Genomic DNA, 15,375 nt, shown 5'->3' with positions numbered 1-15,375 from the left:
GACGTCCCCCGGTCGTGCCCGAAGATGGCCTGATGGACACCATCGTCGTCAGCGCGCTCGCCCTCGTCCGCGACCGGCGGATGCTGATGGTCACGGCGCGGGGTCGTGACGTGCTCTACCTGCCGGGCGGCAAGCTGGAGGCCGGCGAGTCCGCGGCCGAGGCGCTGGTGCGAGAATCGCGCGAGGAGGTCGGCGTCGAACTCGACCCGGTGACCGTGACCGAACTCTTCACGGTCGTGACGCAGGCACACGGCGAACCCGAGGGCCGACAGGTCGCCATGACGGTCTTCGCCGCCGAGCTCGCGGCGACGAGCCCCGAACCGGCTCCCGCCGCCGAGGTCGGCGCGGTGCACTGGGTGACCTCGGCCGACGCCGACCGGTGCCCGCCGGCCGGGGTCGCGACGCTCGATCGCCTGAAGCGGCTCGACCTGGTCGACTGAACCGACGCACGGCGCACGCGGTCGCTCAGTGCACGTACTCGAGCACGTCGGTGCCCACAACCCGCAGGGCGTCGAGCGCGCGGAGACGGTGGGCGAGCGTCAGGTCGTCGAAGGTGACGATCACGCAGTACGCGACGCTGCGGTGAGGACCGCGCAGCACCCCGAGCTCGGAGCGCACCCCCGGGTCGCCACCCGTCGCGTGGACGATCTGGAGGTCGTGGTCGAGACGTCGGTGCCCGAGCGGATCGAGTCCGAACGGTGCGGCGACGAGCGACGTGTCGGCACCCAGCGACAGCCAGCCGAGCACGCGGTTCGACACGGCCCGGTCGACGACCTCGCCTCGGGCCAGGGACACCATCAGGCCGGCCAACTCGTGGGCCGAGCCGACGGCGAGCGCGGGCGCGTCGTCGGGGCCGCGCGACGACCGCGTGACGTCGAGGAGGGCGGTCTTCGTGAGACCGAGCGACTCGCCCCGTGCCCGCACCGCGGCCAAGCCGACCCGCCCGATGAGCGCGTCGATCGCGGCCGCGTCGCGGAAGGCCCCGACGAGCGTCGCCGCGTCGGTCACCGGAAGGCTCGTCCGGCGGAGGTAGGGCCAGAGACCGCCGGGCCCCTGGTCGCCGGGATCGCCCGGTCGGTCGAGTTCGTCGAGCGGGCGCAGCGTGCCGTCCTCGATGCGGGCCGACACCTCGATCAGCAGCAGGACGGCCCCGAGCTGCCCGACCGGCAGCGCCAGGTGCTCGTCGACGCCCAGCAGGTCCACGCCCGAGTCGAGGTCGCTGACCGAGGCCGAGACCTGACCACCCGCGAGCGCCAGGTCGCCCAGGGCCGCGAACGACGACGAGAACGACTCGAGCGCGCGACCGCCGCCGTGACGCGGCTCGTGGTCGGCGCCGTCGGCGTTCTCGCGGCGGGCGCGGCGCCCGGGCCCCGGACCTACCAAATCGTGACGCGCTCCTCGACCGGCAGCCACAGGGCGTCGCTCTCGGTGACGCCGAAGGTCGTGTAGAACTCGTCGATGTTGCGCACGATCTGGTTGCAACGGAACTCGTTCGGCGAGTGCGGGTCGATCGAGACGAGGCGGATCGCCTCTTCGTCGCGCAGCTTGATCTGCCAGGCCTGCGCCCAGCTGAGGAAGAACCGCTCGGCACCGGTCAGCCCGTCGATCACGGGCGGCTCAGCGCCGTCGAGCGAGATGAGGTAGGCCTTCCACGCGATCGAGAGCCCGCCGAGGTCGCCGATGTTCTCACCGATCGTCAGGGCACCGTTGACGTGGTGGTCGGGCACCTGCTTCGGGGCCAGCGCGTCGTACTGCGCGATGAGCGACGAGGTGAGCTTCTCGAAGGCCTCACGGTCGGCGGGGGTCCACCAGTCGGTCAGCTTGCCGTCGCCGTCGTACTTCGAGCCCTGGTCGTCGAAGCCGTGGCCGATCTCGTGGCCGATGACGGCGCCGATGGCCCCGTAGTTGGCGGCGGCGTCGCGGTTCTCGTCGAAGAACGGGAACTGCAGGATCGCCGCGGGGAAGACGATCTCGTTCATGCCCGGGTTGTAGTACGCGTTGATGGTCTGCGGCGTCATGAACCACTCGTCGCGGTCGAGCGGCTTGCCGATCTTGCCCAGCTCGCGGTCGAACCCGAAGGCGGCGGTGGCGCGCACGTTGCCGACCAGGTCGGCGGGGTCGATCGACAGGGCCGAGTAGTCGCGCCATGTCGAGGGGAAACCGATCTTGGGCGTGAACTTCTCGAGTTTGTCGAGGGCCCGGGCACGGGTCTCGTCGGTCATCCACTCGAGGCCCGTGATGCTCTGACGGTAGGCCTCGACGAGGTGGGCGACGAGGACGTCCATCGCCGTCTTGGCCTCGGGTGCGAAGTGCCGCTCGACGTAGATGCGGCCGACGGCCTCGCCGAGGGCGCCCTCGACGAGCGAGACGCCGCGCTTCCAGCGGGCGCGCTGCACGGGGGTGCCCGTGAGGGTGCGACCGTAGAAGCCGAAGTTCGCCTCGACGAACGGCGTCGACAGGTAGGCGGCCGTCGAGCGGACGATCTGCCAGCGCAGCCAGTCGCGCCAGGCGTCGAAGCGGTCGTCGGTCAGCAACGTGGCCAGCCCGGTCACGAACGACGGCTCGCGCACGACGAGCTCGTCGAAGACGCCGGCCGGGCCGCCGACGGCGTCACGCCAGGCCGTCAGGTCGACCCCGTCGGCGAGCGCGTCGAACTCGGCCCAGGGCAGCAGGTTGTAGGTCTTGTCGCTGTCGCGGGTGGCGACGTTGCTCCAGTGGTGCGAGGCGAGGGCGGTCTCGAGCTCGATCACCCGGTCGGCGCGGGACGAGGCGTCGTCGAGGCCGGCGAGCCCGAGCATCTGCTCGACGAACGCCCGGTAGGCGGTCCGCACGGACTCGAACTTCTCGTCGCGGTAGTACGACTCGTCGGGCAGGCCGAGGCCGCCTTGTTCGACGAAGACGACGTAGCGCTCGGGGTCGCCCGGGTCGTTGTCGACGAAGAGCTGCACGAAGCTCGGCATGCCCTGCTTCTCGAGCGAGCCCAGGAGGCGCGTGAACGAGGTCACGTCGGTGACCGTCTCGACCTCGGCCAGGAGCGGTTCGAGGGGTGCGGCGCCGAGCGCCTCGATGCGCTCCTCGTCGGTGAAGCTGGTGAAGAGGTCACCGACCTTGCGGGCCTCGGTGCCGGGCTCGGCGGACTGCGACTCGACCACGATCTCGCGGACGGCCTTCTCGGCCTCTTCGGCGAGCAGGTAGAAGGAGCCGTAACGCGCCTTGTCGTCGGGGATCTCGGTGCGGTCGATCCACGCGCCGTTGACGTGCCGGAAGAGGTCGTCCTGCGGGCGGACCGCCGGGTCGAGTTCGTCGGTCTGGATTCCGCTGCTCAGTGCGTCGCTGGTCATGCTCGTCAGCCTAGGTGAGGCCCCCGACGGCGGGCCGGGCCGAACCCTCTGCGGCCCAAGCTGACGAGGCCGTCTCAGGAAACACGGAGGAAACGGCACCCCCAGTACAGTTCTCGGCATGGCACTCCCCTGGGCACTGCACGGTGACGGCAAGACGGTCGACCCGACCGAGATCGTGGCCCCGGAGGAACGGCTCAGCTGGCCGCGCACCATCGGCCTCGGCGGCCAACACGTCGTCGCCATGTTCGGCGCCACCTTCCTCGTGCCGATCATCACCGGTTTCCCGCCGAGCACGACGCTGTTCTTCTCCGGCATCGGCACCCTGCTCTTCCTGATCATCACGAAGAACCGGCTGCCCAGCTACCTGGGCTCGTCCTTCGCCTTCCTCGCCCCGATCGCGGCCGCCACCGACGTGGGCGGCATCCCCCTCGCACTCAGCGGCATCATCGTCGTCGGCGCCCTGCTCGCGGTGATCGGCGTGGTCGTGAACCTCGCGGGCACCCGCTGGATCGACGCCCTGCTGCCCCCGGTGGTCAGCGGCTCGATCGTCGCCCTCATCGGCTTCAACCTCGCCCCGGCCGCCCGCGACAACTTCGCGCTCTCACCGGGCATCGCCCTCATCACGCTCGCCGCGGTCGTGCTGAGCGCCGTGCTGTTCAAGGGCCTGCTCGGCCGTCTGTCGATCTTCGTCGGGGTCGTCGTCGGCTACGTGGCCGCCGTGATCGCGGGCGCCGTCGACTACAGTGCCGTCGCGGCCGCGCCGTGGGTGGGACTCCCGACCTTCACGGCCCCCGCGTTCGACCTCGGGCAGCTGCCGATCTACCTCGGCTTCCTGCCCGTCGTGCTCGCCCTGATCGCCGAGAACGTCGGCCACGTCAAGGGCGTCGGCCAGCTCACGAAGCGCAACCTCGACCCGCTGACCGGCCGCGCCCTCTTCGCCGACGGCCTCAGCACGGTGCTCGCCGGCCTCGGCGGCGGCTCGGCGACGACCACCTACGGCGAGAACATCGGCGTGATGAGCGCCACCCGCATCTTCTCGACGGCCGCGTACTGGGTCGCCGGCGTCGTGGCGATCCTGCTCGGGCTGTCGCCCAAGATCGGCGCCGTCATCTTCACCATCCCGCCGGGGGTGCTCGGCGGCGTGACGACCGCGCTCTACGGCCTGATCGGCGTGATCGGCATCCGCATCTGGGTCGAGAACAAGGTCGACTTCAGCCGCCCGAAGAACCAGCTGACGGCCGGCGTCGCGCTCATCATGGGCATCGCCGACTTCACCCTGGCCCTCGGAGGCGCGAGCTTCGGCGGCATCATCCTCGGCACGGTCGCGGCCATCGTGGTGTTCCACGTGATGAGCGTGCTGGGTCGGCTCCGGGGCACCGACTGAGCGTGCGCCTCCGCTCGCCCCTCGACCGCGAGATCCTCCGCCTGGCCGTGCCGGCGCTGGGGGCGCTCGTGGCCGAGCCGCTCTTCCTGCTCACCGACACCGCCCTCGTCGGCCACCTCGGCTCGGTGCCGCTCGCGGGGCTCGGGGTGGCGAGCGTCATCCTGCAGACGGCCCTGGGGCTGCTGATCTTCCTCGCCTACGCGACCACCCCGACGGTCGCTCGGCGGCTGGGGGCCGGCGACCAGCGGGGCGCGATCCGCGCCGGGGTCGACGGCATGTGGTTCGCCCTGCTCGTCGGCATCGTCGTCGCGGGGGCCGGCGCGGTGGTCGCCGAGCCGCTCGTGGGCCTCTTCGGCGTGGCCGACGAGGTCGCCGCGGCCGCCACGACGTACCTCTCCGTCTCGCTGCTCGGCCTGCCCGGCATGCTGCTCGTGATCGCCGCGACGGGCCTACTGCGCGGCCTGCAGGACACCCGGACGCCGCTGGTCGTCGCCACCGTCGGCTTCGCCGCGAACGCCGGCCTCAACGCGCTGTTCCTCTACGGCTTCGGCTGGGGCATCGCCGGCTCCGCGGCCGGCACGGTCGTCGCCCAGTGGGGCATGGCCGCCGTCTACGTCGTGATCGCGGTGCGGGCGGCCCGGGCCGTCGGCGCCGACCTCCGCCCGGGGCTCGCCGGGGTCGGCCGCACCGCACAGGCGGGCGGCTGGCTGCTCGTGCGGAACGCGGGTCTGCGGGCCGCGCTCCTCGCGACCGTCGCGGCCGCCGCCTCCGCCGGGGTGACGGGCCTCGCGACCATCCAGATCGCGCTCACCCTCTTCAGCACGCTGGCCTTCGCCCTCGACGCCCTCGCGATCGCGGGACAGGCGATGGTCGGTCACGCCCTCGGGCAGGGTGACCGTGAGCGGGTGCGGGCGATCACGCGACGGCTGATGTTGCTCGGCGTGGGTGGCGGCGTGGTGCTGGGCGCCGTCTTGGCCCTGCTCGCGCCGGTGCTGGCGCCCGTCTTCAGCCCCGACCCGGGCGTGCAGGCGCTGCTGCCGTCGGTGGTCGTCGCGATGGCGGTCGGCATCCCGCTCGCCGGCTTCGTGTTCGTGCTCGACGGCGTGCTGCTCGGCGCGGGCGACGCCCGCTACCTCGCGATCGCGTCGGTCGTCAGCGTGCTCGCCTACCTCGCCGTGCTGTTCCCGGTGGAGGCGCGGGTCGGCGCCACGACGTCGGGTGCCGTCGCGCTCTGGCTCGCGTTCGGCCTCGGGTACATCGGGGCGCGGGCGGTCACGCTCGGGCTGCGGGCCCGCACCGACCGGTGGATGGTGGTCGGCGCGCGCTGAGCGTCACGCCGCCCGGCACACGCCCCCGGCGCGGAGTCAGCGTGCGGGCGGCCCTGTCGTCGACCCGGGGCGGAAGACGCTCGTGAAGGTCGTGCCCTCGACCGGGTCGCCGGCCAGCAGCGCGAGCACCGCGCGACCGGCCGCGCGGCCCTTCTCGACCGCGGGTTGGACGACCGTCGTGAGGTCGGCGGCTCGCGGGTCGTCGAGCCGCACGCCGTCGTAGCCGACGACGCTCAGGTCGCCCGGCACCGAGAGGCCCAGGTCGTCCGCCGCCGCGATGACGCCCGACGCGAGCAGGTCGCTCTGCGCGACGATCGCCGTCGGCCGCTCGGCCTCGGGCACGTCGAGCAGCCGCAGGCCGGCGCGGTGCCCCTCGCTCGTCCAGCTGCCGCGCGTGGCCAGGCCGCCCACGCCGGGGAAGACCTCACGGGTGCCGCGCAGGCGCTCGAGGGTCGGCCACGAGGTGCCGCGGGCCACCCGCTCGTCGGTCAGTTCGTCGTCCTGCCCGCCGGTCGAGCGCCCGGGGCCGAGTTCGAGGGCGACGACGGCGACCCGCCGGTGGCCGAGGTCGTGCAGGTGCTGCGCCAGCAGGCGGGACGAGCCGACGTTGTCCTCGGCGATGTCGAGCACGCCCTCGGTCGGCGGGGCCTCGATCGAGACGACGGGGATGCCGCGCCGCCGCATGATCGACACGGACTCGTCGAGGCGGGTGCTGCAGCCGAACAACACGACCGCGTCGACCGGGGCGTCGAGCAGGCGGGAACGCTCGCCCGCGCTCTCGGTGAGCAGCAGCAGCGAGTTGTCGGCGGGCCCGGTCACGTCGGCGATGCCGTCGAGCATCGCGACGTTGATCGGGTCGCGGAAGGCCGTGCTGAGCGTGGACTCGAGGACGGCCCCGACGATGCCGGAGCGCCCGCGACGCAACGACCTCGCCCGCGGGTCGGGCCCGGCGTAGCCGAGTTCGTCGGCGGCGGCGAGCACCCGCGCGCGGGTCTCGTCCGACACGGGTCCGGTGCCGCTGAAGGCCAAGGAGGCGGTGCTCGCGCTCACCCCGGCGACACGCGCGACCGACGCGAGGGTCGGCCTGGCGGCGACGTCGCCCTCTGCCCGGCTCATGCTGCCGCAGCCTAGCCGACGGGGCCGGACGGCCTCCGGGTGGCCGGTGACGGTCGGCGGGGTGTCAGTCGACGGGTCGCACGGGCGGTTCGTCGACGCCCAGGGCCGTGACGTAGTCGGACGCGAGGCCGGGCAGCTGTGCCCAGTCGCCGTAGTGCGCGGCGGCCTCCATGAGGTCGACGATCGCACCGCGGACGGTCTCGCCGAGGGCGGGCCGCATGTCGTGCACCGCGACGGCCCTCGCGCTGCAGAGGATCTCGAGCGGCAGCAACAGGTCGTCCAGCACGTGCTGGCGGGCCGACGGCGAGAGCACCTGCGCGATCGCCCGGGTCAGATCGAGGAAGTGTGCGACGTCCGCCGGCAGGGCCAGCCCGTGAGCGGTGCAGGCCGGTCGGCGCACACCGGGCTCGGGGACGTCCTCGAGCGAGGTGGCCTTCGTCGACGCCACGGAGATCATGCGGACGAGGTCGCGCAGCAGCACCTCGTTGAACCGCCGGTGCCAGACGACGACGTGCGCACCGCTGAACGGAGCCCGCACCACGACCTTCATGCGCCTCAGCTCGAAGAGGGCGAGGTGCACCTCGCCGCGGGTGACCCGGTGCTCCCGCACGACGGTGTCCACGTCGAGGGAGTCGCCGGGTGCGTAGCGCGCCATGGCCAGGTCGACCAGCAGCAGCTCGGCCGTGTCGTGGGTCGACGGCCGCAGCGGCCGGGTCGTGGCGGGCATCGGGTGGGGCATCGTTCCTCCTGGAAGCGTCTCGGTGGTCTCCTGCCGACCATCTGTCATGAATGTATTTCACATATGAATGCCTGTCAACATGGCGATCAGAGGCCGTTCTCGTCGCCCCGTAGGATCGTCGGGTGCGCCTCGTCATTGCCCGCTGTTCGGTCGACTACGCCGGTCGACTGTCCGCCCACCTGCCCCTGGCCACGCGCCTCCTGATGGTGAAGAGCGACGGCAGCCTGCTCGTCCACTCCGACGGCGGCAGCTACAAGCCCCTCAACTGGATGAGCCCGCCCTGCACGATCCGCACGGTCGAACCCGACGACGACCAACGCGAGGCCGGCGTCGTCGAGCTGTGGAAGGTCACCCAGGCGAAGACGGCCGACATCCTCGTGGTCTCGATCCACGAGGTGCTGCACGACTCCTCGCACGAGATGGGCGTGGACCCGGGCCTGACCAAGGACGGCGTCGAGGCCGACCTGCAGAAGCTGCTGGCCGAACAGATCGACCTGCTCGGCGAGGGCCACACCCTCGTCCGGCGCGAGTACATGACCGCCATCGGGCCGGTCGACATCCTGGCCCGCGACGCGAAGGGTGCGGCCGTGGCCGTCGAACTCAAGCGTCGAGGCGACATCGACGGGGTCGAGCAGCTCACCAGATACCTCGAACTGATGAACCGCGACCCGCACCTCGCCCCCGTGACGGGCGTCTTCGCCGCACAAGAGATCAAACCGCAGGCCCGCACGCTGGCGCACGACCGGGGCATCCGCACGCTGCTGCTCGACTACGACGCGATGCGCGGCCTGGACGACTCGCACTCCCGCCTCTTCTGACGACACGCCAAGAGCCTTGTGATACTCACATTTCAGGGTTATATTCCTGCTACGAGCTTCATCGACCGCAGGAGCAACCCGTGACCTCACCGATCTTCGACACCCTGACCGCCGAACGCGAGGCGACCCCGCTCTTCGAGTCCCTGGCCCGGGGCCTCGACGACCCGATGTGGTCGTTCGAGACCGTCACGCCTCCGTCGGCCCGGGCCGCGGTCCCGGCCGTGGCGACCTGGCCACTGCGGGCCGTCCCGCGCTGACCCCCGATCCCTAAGCTGGGGGCGATGACTCTCCCCTACACGGCCGTCCTCTACGACCTCGACGGCACCATCGCCGACTCGGCGCCCGCGATCACCGCCAGCCTCGCCCACACGATCGGCGCACTCGGCCTGCCGGTGCCCTCCGCCGCCGACCTGATGGCCTGGGTCGGCCCGCCCCTGCCGCAGAGCTTCGAGGTGCGCCTCGGCCTCGACGGCGAGCGCCTCGTCGACGCCATGCGGCTCTACCGTGCGCACTACCTCGCCCACGGCGCCCTCGAGGGCGAGGTCTTCCCGGGCGTGCCCGACCTCATGGCGGCCGTGCACGCCGCCGGCATCCCCACGTCGACCGCGACCTCGAAGCCCGAGACCCCGGCCACGGCGATCCTGCGGGCGCACGGACTCGACCGCTACCTCGACGTCATCACCGGTGCCTCCGACGACGAGGTGCGCAACACCAAGGCCGACGTCGTCGAAGAGGCCTTGAAGCGACTGCGGGCGCGCGGCGCCGACCTCTCGCGGCCCGTCCTGCTCGGCGACCGCCGCCACGACGTCGAGGGCGCGGCCGTGCACGGCGTGCCCACGATCCTGGTCGGCTGGGGCTACGGCGAGCCCGACGAGCACGTCGGCGCGGTCGCCGTTGCGGCGGACGTCGACGAGGTGGCCGACCTGCTGGGCGTCTCCCTGCTGCGCGGCGCCGCGTGACCCGCGCCGCGGCCGTCGTGCGGTCGCCCGCCGCCTGGCTGCTCACCCTCGCGATCGTGCTGATCGCCCTCAACATGCGTGGGCCGATCGTGGCCCCGGCTCCCGTGCTCGACCAGATGAGCGCCGACCTCGGCCTCACGGCGGTCGTGGCCGGACTGCTCACCAGCATCCCCGTGCTCTGCTTCGCCGTGGCCAGCCCGTTCGCCTCGGCCTTGATCGGCCGCATCGGCGCCGAGCGGGCCGTCACGCTGGGGCTCGCGGGCGTCCTGCTCGGCACCCTGTTGCGCACGGCCGGTGGCACGGTCTGGCTCTACGTCGGCACGATCGTGATCGGCGTCGCCATCACGATCGGCAACGTCGTGCTGCCCGTCGTCATCCGCCGCGACTTCAGCCCCGAGCGGGCCGGCTTCGTCACGGGCATCTACACCTCGGCCCTCAACGTCGGATCGATGATCACGTCGTTGGCCACGGCCCCGATCGCCTCGGTCGTCGGCTGGCCCCTGGCCCTCGTCACCTGGGGACTGCTCGCCGTCCTGGCCGCCGTCGTCTGGTCGATCGCCGTGGGCCCCCGCGTGGCGGTGCGGGGCGGCAGCGTGGCCGTGGTGCCGGGGTCGCAGGCCGACGTCGACGACCGGCACCGCGCCTCCTCGGCGACCGACGTCTTCACCGGGGGCATCGACGTCGTCGAGCCCGGCGAGGCCGAGGCCGACGCACGCGAGCGCCGACGCAGCGCCACCCCGCTGCTGCGTCGGTGGACCACCTGGGGCCTGACGCTGGCGTTCTCGGGTCAGGCCTTCGGCTACTACGGGCTCACGGCCTGGATGCCGACGCTGCTGCGCGACGAGGTCGGTCTCACCCGCGAGGCGGCCGGCGCGAGTTCGTCGGTGTTCCAGATCCTCGCGGTCGTGGGTGCGCTCGGGGTGCCGTTCCTCGCCCTGCGGGTGCGACCCGCGGTCGTCATCGGGCTGATCGCGGTGTTCTGGTCGGCCATGCCGCTGGGCCTGCTCTTCGCTCCCGAGCACTGGCTGCTCTGGTCGATCTTCGGCGGAGCCGCGCAGGGCGGCGGGATCACGATCATCTTCATCGTCATCGTTCGCATGGCGTCGACCGACGTCGAGGCGCGGCGCCTGTCGGCCCTCGTGCAGGGCGGCGGCTACGCGATCGCGGCGCTCGGCCCGCTCGCGATCGGCGGGCTGCACGACGCCAGCGGCAACTGGCAGATCCCGATGATCGGCGTCGCCGCGGCGGTCGTCGTGCTCGGCGTCAGCGGCGTGCTGTCGTCGCGACGCGTGCCCTGAGCCGCCCGGACGGACGGCCCGGGGCCCGGCGGGCAGGGTCAGCGCGGCACGCCGCCGGCGAAGAGCACCTCGAGCGTCAACGGGTCGCGTCCGGTCAGGTCGCGCACGGACGACGTCACCTGCGCCACCTCGCCCGAGGCCATCGACGTGTAGGTGCTGACCCAGGCGTCCGCCTGGAAGGGCTCCGGCTCGAAGACGCGGCGGGACTCGTAGGCCTCGTCGACCGTCTCGTCCACGAACGTGAACGACCGCCCGCCGAGGGCGGTGAGGCGGGCAGCCGCCTCGGTCAGGGTGAACGCCTCGGACCCGGTGAGGTCGTAGGTCGCCCCGGTGTGCGACTCGTGGTCGAGCAGCACGACGGCCGCCACCGCAGCGACGTCGGCCCGGGCCACCGCCGCCACGCGCCCGTCGCCGGCCGGGCCGCGGATGACGCCCTGCTCGTCCGCGAACAGCGGGATGAAGTCCAGGTAGAAGTTGTCCCGCAGGAACGTGAAGGCCAGCCCCGACTCGCGGATGTGCTGCTCGGTCGCGAAGTGGTCCCGCCCGAGCGTGAACACCGACTCGGCCGACGCACCGGCGAACGACGTGTAGACCACGTGCCGCACGCCCGCCTCGACGGCGGCGTCGACGAACGAGCGGTGCTGGTCGACGCGGTCGGGGGCCTCGGCCGCCGACACCATGAACAGGGTCTCGACCCCGCGAAGCGCCTCGACGGAGGCCGCCCGGTCGCCGTAGGTCGCGACGGCGACCTCGGCCTCGGCCCCGTCGAGCCGGGGCGCGCGGGCGGCGTCGCGCACGACGAGCCGCAGCGGCACGCCCCGCTCGGACAGGTGCGCGGCCACGATGCCGCCCACGGCACCCGTCGCACCCGTCACGGCGACGAGGGACGAGGAGGCGCGGGCGGGTTCCCCGAGGGAGGCGGAGGAGGTCTCGGTCGAGTCGGTCATGCCTCACTGAACCATGCGCGGTGGGGGCGGCTCCCAGGCGGGGCCGACCCGCACCTCCTCGTCCGCCCGCCGCGCCCCGATCGGCGTCGTTGCAGGGATCGAGACTCGTTATCGACTGCCCGGATCGGTGGCCGTCGCCGTCGGGCGCCGGTAGATTCGACGCCGGCCCGGAACGCCGGCGGACCGATCCGGCGGGCCGATCCGCCGGACGGATACCCACCCCGATCCGCCACCCCCGACCCTCATCCCGACGAGAGGCGCCCATGGGCCACGACCACGGACACGGACACGTCGCCGCCGACGGACGACGGCTCCGCCTCGCGATCGCGATCATCGCCCTCGGGCTCGTCGCCCAGCTGGTCGGCGCCTGGCTCTCGGGCTCCCTCGCGCTGTTGGCCGACTCGGGGCACATGCTCTCCGACCTGGCCGGATTGGTCATCGCCCTCGTGGCCACGATCGTCGCCGCCCGACCCGCGAGCGGCCGACAGACCTACGGCTACCGGCGGGCCGAGGTGTTCGCCGCCTTCGTCAACGGCCTCGTGCTGCTCGCCGTGTCGCTCTCGGTCGCCGTCGCCGCCGTCTCCCGTCTCGTGGCGGTCGGCGGGCACGAGGTGCTCGGGCTGCCGATGCTGGTCGTCGGCCTGGTCGGCGGAGCGACGAACGTCGCGGCACTGCTCGTGCTGCGGGGCGGGGCGACGCACTCGATCAACATGCGCGGGGCCTACCTCGAGGTGCTCGGCGACCTGCTCGGCTCGGCCGCCGTCGTCGTGGCCGCCGTCGTCGTTCTGACCACGGGCTTCACTCAGGCCGACTCGGTCGGGTCGCTGATCATCGCGGCGATGATCGTGCCACGGGCCTGGTCGCTGCTGCGCGAGGCGATCCGGGTCCTGTTCGGCTCGGCTCCCGGCGACATCGACCTCGAGTCGGTCCGCACGCACATCGGCGACACCCCGGGCGTCGTCTCGGCACACGACGTCCACGCCTGGCAGATCACCAGCGGGGCGACCGTCTTCTCGGCGCACGTCGTCGTCGAGCGCGAGGTGTTCTGCGACATGAAGGTCGACGAGACCCTGGACGCCCTCGACCGGTGCCTCGCCGCCCACTTCTCGGTCGAGCACGCGACGTTCCAGCTCGAGCCGGCCGACCACGCGGGGCACGAGCGCGAGACGCACGCCTGACCGGGGATTTCCTCGTCGCCATCCCCCGGAGGCGCGGGTCGAGTGGGCAGAAAAGGTCCTTCACCAGCCACCGAAGGACAGTTCCTGCCCACTCGGCGTTCCGGCCCGTCAGGCCGGCGAGCTCGTCAGGCGAGCGAGCCGAGCCACAGCCCGAGCGATGCGACGCCCACGCACGCGACGAGCATGCCCAGGCCGTTCGCGACCGCGGCCCCACGTCGCCCGGCCGCCAGCAGCCGCACCGTCTCGACGCTCGCGGTGCTGAACGTCGTGTACCCACCGAGCAGGCCGGTGCCGAGGACGGCCTTCCACTCGGGCGCGACGACCGCCTGCAGGGCGAGGCCGGTCACCAGCCCCAGCGCGAACGAGCCCGACACGTTGATGACGGTCGTGCCCCACGGGTAGGCGGAGCCGAGGCGGTCCTTGACGAGGCCGTCGACGACGAAGCGCGCGGCGGCACCGATCCCGCCGGCCGCCGCGACGGCGACGAGGAGCAGCGGGCTCACGAGGCGCGCCCCGCCAGACGTGCCCCGGCCCGGATGCCGGCCGCCGCAGCGAGCACCCCCAGCACCAGGCTCAGCAGTCCGTAGAGCGCGGCGACGGCGAGGTCGCCCCCACCCGCCCCGGCGAGCGCCGCGGTCTCGGTCGCGAGCGAGCTGTAGGTCGTGAACCCGCCGAGGACGCCCGTCCCCACGAGGAGTCGGAGCCGGCGACGCCCGCCCTCGTCGGGCCCGGAGCGCAGCAACCGCTCGAGCAGGACGCCGAGCACGAACGCCCCGACCACGTTGATCGCGAAGATCGCCGTGTCGAACGCCCCCCACGACGGCACCACGAGCGTCACCCCGACCCGTGCGGCCGTCCCGAGGGCGCCGCCCAGGGCGACGAGGGCGATCAGGGACGGACGGAGGTGCGGGGCGCGAGGGCGCGCGGCACCCGTCACCGGCGGCCTCGCGTCACAGTTCGTCCTCCCACGGCAGCGTCTGGCTGCGGGGGACGGGGGCGAGCGGCACGACGACGACCGGCCGGTGCTGACGGTGGCTGAGGTGCAGGGCGACCGAGCCCGCGAAGAACTCACGGACGCTGCCCCGCAGGCCGGCCTCGCGACTGCCGACGACGATCAGCGGGGCGTCGAGCTGCTCGGCCAGGTGCGACAGGCACCGGGCGGGGTCGCCGGCGACGATCGAGGTGCGCAGCTCGACGCCGCGAGCCGAGGCGACCGGCCGCAGCCGCGCCTCCAGGTCGGCGTCGAAGGACAGGGTCTCGGTGTAGTCGTCGGGGTCGAGGGGGTACGACAGGACGGTGCCGTCGATGCCCTCGGCGAAGGCGAGCCGGTCGGGCTCGACCGAGACGCAGAGCAGACCGGTGCCGTAGCGCGCCGCCAGGTCGGCCGCGGTCGCCACGACGGCCTCGCCAGAGTTCGGCACGACGCCCGCGACGACGAAGCCGCGCGCGGGGTTCTGCTCGTCGGACATGGTCACCACCCTCTCACCGTGTCGCCGTCCCACGCGGCGCCACGGCCACAGTGAACCACCGTCACACCCCTCCGCGGAAGAGCAGACTGTCGGCATGTGCGGTCGCTACGTCGTTGCCCGGGCCACGTCCGATCTGCTGCCGAGCCTGCTCGACGGCCTGGGGCCCCTGCCCGACGACTTCAACGTCGCTCCGACGACCGTCGTGCCGGTCGTCCGTGAGCGGCACGGCGAGAGGCAGCTACCCGGCGCCCGCTGGGGATTCGTGCCGTCGTGGTACCCCGACCTGAAGAAGCGTCCGCAGCCGATCAACGCACGCATCGAGACCGTGGCGACGAGCGGCATGTTCCGCCGGGCGTTCGCGACCAGCCGGTGCATCGTGCCCGCGCAGGGGTACTACGAGTGGGTCGTGACCGAGACCGGCAAGCAGCCGCACTACGTGCACCAGCCCGACGCCGGGCTCGCCATGGCCGGCCTCGTCACCGCGTGGCCCGACCCCTCGAAGGGCGAGGACGACCCCGACCGCTGGGTGCTCTCGACGACGATCATCACGCGCGACGCCCACGTGGCACCGGGCGAGGTGCACGACCGGATGCCGGCCTGCCTCACCCCCGACTCGTACGACGACTGGTTGGGCGACGGCCTCGACGCCGACGAGCTGCTCTCGCTGCTCGACCGGGACTCGTTCGAGGTCGCCCACGACCTCGTGCAGCACGAGGTGAGCCGCGACGCGAACAACGTCCGCAACAACGGCCCGCACCTCATCGAGCCCCTGCGCTGACGCCCGTCGGACGAGGAGGC

The 15,375-nt window shown here is 72.8% G+C and carries 17 protein-coding genes; 9 read left to right on the top strand and 8 right to left on the bottom strand.

Annotated features, from left to right (window positions below):
* Nucleotides 1-32 precede the first annotated feature (32 nt).
* A complete protein-coding gene (locus ASE87_RS09705) occupies nucleotides 33-440 on the top strand; it encodes an NUDIX domain-containing protein (protein WP_056228082.1) in 408 nt (135 codons plus the stop codon).
* Between the two features lie 25 nt (nucleotides 441-465).
* Here the strand turns inward: ASE87_RS09705 and ASE87_RS09700 are convergent, their stop codons facing one another.
* Nucleotides 466-1,383 (bottom strand): serine hydrolase, encoded by a 918-nt coding sequence (locus tag ASE87_RS09700; RefSeq protein WP_082452537.1) that lies wholly within the window; start codon nucleotides 1,381-1,383, stop codon nucleotides 466-468.
* The gene (locus tag ASE87_RS09695; protein ID WP_056228079.1) at nucleotides 1,377-3,341 is read right to left on the bottom strand and encodes a M13 family metallopeptidase; all 1,965 of its coding nucleotides are present in this window, start codon (nucleotides 3,339-3,341) and stop codon (nucleotides 1,377-1,379) included. Before ASE87_RS09695 ends, ASE87_RS09700 begins: the two co-directional genes overlap by 7 nt.
* Before the next feature lie 118 nt (nucleotides 3,342-3,459).
* Here ASE87_RS09695 and ASE87_RS09690 point away from each other — a divergent pair, with 118 nt between their 5' ends.
* Both ASE87_RS09690 and ASE87_RS09685 read left to right on the top strand, forming a co-directional pair.
* Complete coding sequence (locus ASE87_RS09690) at nucleotides 3,460-4,725, top strand: uracil-xanthine permease family protein (protein ID WP_056228077.1); 1,266 nt, start codon at nucleotides 3,460-3,462, stop codon at nucleotides 4,723-4,725.
* Nucleotides 4,722-6,053 (top strand): MATE family efflux transporter, encoded by a 1,332-nt coding sequence (locus ASE87_RS09685; RefSeq protein WP_056229467.1) that lies wholly within the window; start codon nucleotides 4,722-4,724, stop codon nucleotides 6,051-6,053. The genes ASE87_RS09690 and ASE87_RS09685 overlap by 4 nt, the downstream gene beginning before the upstream one ends.
* Nucleotides 6,054-6,089: 36 nt before the next feature.
* Here the strand turns inward: ASE87_RS09685 and ASE87_RS09680 are convergent, their stop codons facing one another.
* Complete coding sequence (locus ASE87_RS09680; RefSeq protein ID WP_043595236.1) at nucleotides 6,090-7,169, bottom strand: LacI family DNA-binding transcriptional regulator; 1,080 nt, start codon at nucleotides 7,167-7,169, stop codon at nucleotides 6,090-6,092.
* Nucleotides 7,170-7,233: 64 nt separating this feature from the next.
* A complete protein-coding gene (locus ASE87_RS09675) occupies nucleotides 7,234-7,896 on the bottom strand; it encodes a hypothetical protein (protein WP_056228074.1) in 663 nt (220 codons plus the stop codon).
* Between the two features lie 134 nt (nucleotides 7,897-8,030).
* On the opposite strand from ASE87_RS09675, the gene nucS reads away from it, so the two are divergent.
* From nucS to ASE87_RS09660, 4 genes are all read left to right on the top strand, one after another.
* Nucleotides 8,031-8,726, top strand: a complete 696-nt coding sequence (gene nucS / locus ASE87_RS09670; RefSeq protein ID WP_043595239.1) for an endonuclease NucS — start codon at nucleotides 8,031-8,033, stop codon at nucleotides 8,724-8,726.
* Between the two features lie 80 nt (nucleotides 8,727-8,806).
* Complete coding sequence (locus tag ASE87_RS16100; protein ID WP_156155552.1) at nucleotides 8,807-8,983, top strand: hypothetical protein; 177 nt, start codon at nucleotides 8,807-8,809, stop codon at nucleotides 8,981-8,983.
* Between the two features lie 24 nt (nucleotides 8,984-9,007).
* Nucleotides 9,008-9,685, top strand: coding sequence for an HAD hydrolase-like protein (locus ASE87_RS09665; protein WP_043595241.1), 678 nt, complete (start codon nucleotides 9,008-9,010; stop codon nucleotides 9,683-9,685).
* Entirely contained in the window at nucleotides 9,682-10,983 is a 1,302-nt protein-coding gene (locus ASE87_RS09660) for a CynX/NimT family MFS transporter (protein WP_056228072.1), read from the top strand. Before ASE87_RS09665 ends, ASE87_RS09660 begins: the two co-directional genes overlap by 4 nt.
* Nucleotides 10,984-11,021: 38 nt before the next feature.
* Here ASE87_RS09660 and ASE87_RS09655 read toward each other — a convergent pair whose 3' ends face one another.
* Entirely contained in the window at nucleotides 11,022-11,930 is a 909-nt protein-coding gene (locus tag ASE87_RS09655; protein ID WP_056228069.1) for an SDR family oxidoreductase, read from the bottom strand.
* Between the two features lie 263 nt (nucleotides 11,931-12,193).
* Here ASE87_RS09655 and ASE87_RS09650 point away from each other — a divergent pair, with 263 nt between their 5' ends.
* Entirely contained in the window at nucleotides 12,194-13,108 is a 915-nt protein-coding gene (locus tag ASE87_RS09650) for a cation diffusion facilitator family transporter (RefSeq protein WP_043595247.1), read from the top strand.
* A 125-nt stretch (nucleotides 13,109-13,233) separates the two neighbouring features.
* Here ASE87_RS09650 and crcB read toward each other — a convergent pair whose 3' ends face one another.
* Genes crcB through ASE87_RS09635 form a run of 3 tightly spaced genes read right to left on the bottom strand, consistent with a single transcriptional unit; the run spans nucleotide 13,234 to nucleotide 14,577 of the window.
* Nucleotides 13,234-13,611, bottom strand: a complete 378-nt coding sequence (gene crcB / locus ASE87_RS09645) for a fluoride efflux transporter CrcB (RefSeq protein ID WP_056228066.1) — start codon at nucleotides 13,609-13,611, stop codon at nucleotides 13,234-13,236.
* The gene (locus tag ASE87_RS09640; RefSeq protein WP_056228064.1) at nucleotides 13,608-14,045 is read right to left on the bottom strand and encodes a CrcB family protein; all 438 of its coding nucleotides are present in this window, start codon (nucleotides 14,043-14,045) and stop codon (nucleotides 13,608-13,610) included. The genes crcB and ASE87_RS09640 overlap by 4 nt, the downstream gene beginning before the upstream one ends.
* 13 nt (nucleotides 14,046-14,058) lie before the next feature.
* Nucleotides 14,059-14,577: a universal stress protein gene (locus ASE87_RS09635; RefSeq protein WP_056229464.1), complete on the bottom strand. Its 519-nt coding sequence runs from the start codon at nucleotides 14,575-14,577 to the stop codon at nucleotides 14,059-14,061.
* A 94-nt stretch (nucleotides 14,578-14,671) separates the two neighbouring features.
* Here ASE87_RS09635 and ASE87_RS09630 point away from each other — a divergent pair, with 94 nt between their 5' ends.
* Nucleotides 14,672-15,355, top strand: coding sequence for an SOS response-associated peptidase (locus ASE87_RS09630; RefSeq protein WP_056228061.1), 684 nt, complete (start codon nucleotides 14,672-14,674; stop codon nucleotides 15,353-15,355).
* Nucleotides 15,356-15,375: the final 20 nt, after the last annotated feature.

Source organism: Frigoribacterium sp. Leaf44 (assembly GCF_001421865.1).
GTDB lineage: Bacteria > Actinomycetota > Actinomycetes > Actinomycetales > Microbacteriaceae > Frigoribacterium.
This window is presented reverse-complemented; position numbering and strand designations above follow the sequence as displayed.

Excerpts from the sequence above, each read along its gene's own strand:
- ASE87_RS09705 (WP_056228082.1), top strand. The coding sequence starts at position 33 with ATGGACACCATCGTCGTCAGCGCGCTCGCCCTCGTCCGCGACCGGCGG.
- ASE87_RS09695 (WP_056228079.1), bottom strand. The coding sequence starts at position 3,341 with ATGACCAGCGACGCACTGAGCAGCGGAATCCAGACCGACGAACTCGAC.
- ASE87_RS09690 (WP_056228077.1), top strand. The coding sequence starts at position 3,460 with ATGGCACTCCCCTGGGCACTGCACGGTGACGGCAAGACGGTCGACCCG.
- ASE87_RS09680 (WP_043595236.1), bottom strand. The coding sequence starts at position 7,169 with ATGAGCCGGGCAGAGGGCGACGTCGCCGCCAGGCCGACCCTCGCGTCG.
- ASE87_RS09675 (WP_056228074.1), bottom strand. The coding sequence starts at position 7,896 with ATGCCCGCCACGACCCGGCCGCTGCGGCCGTCGACCCACGACACGGCC.
- ASE87_RS09665 (WP_043595241.1), top strand. The coding sequence starts at position 9,008 with ATGACTCTCCCCTACACGGCCGTCCTCTACGACCTCGACGGCACCATC.
- ASE87_RS09655 (WP_056228069.1), bottom strand. The coding sequence starts at position 11,930 with ATGACCGACTCGACCGAGACCTCCTCCGCCTCCCTCGGGGAACCCGCC.
- ASE87_RS09650 (WP_043595247.1), top strand. The coding sequence starts at position 12,194 with ATGGGCCACGACCACGGACACGGACACGTCGCCGCCGACGGACGACGG.
- ASE87_RS09635 (WP_056229464.1), bottom strand. The coding sequence starts at position 14,577 with ATGTCCGACGAGCAGAACCCCGCGCGCGGCTTCGTCGTCGCGGGCGTC.
- ASE87_RS09630 (WP_056228061.1), top strand. The coding sequence starts at position 14,672 with ATGTGCGGTCGCTACGTCGTTGCCCGGGCCACGTCCGATCTGCTGCCG.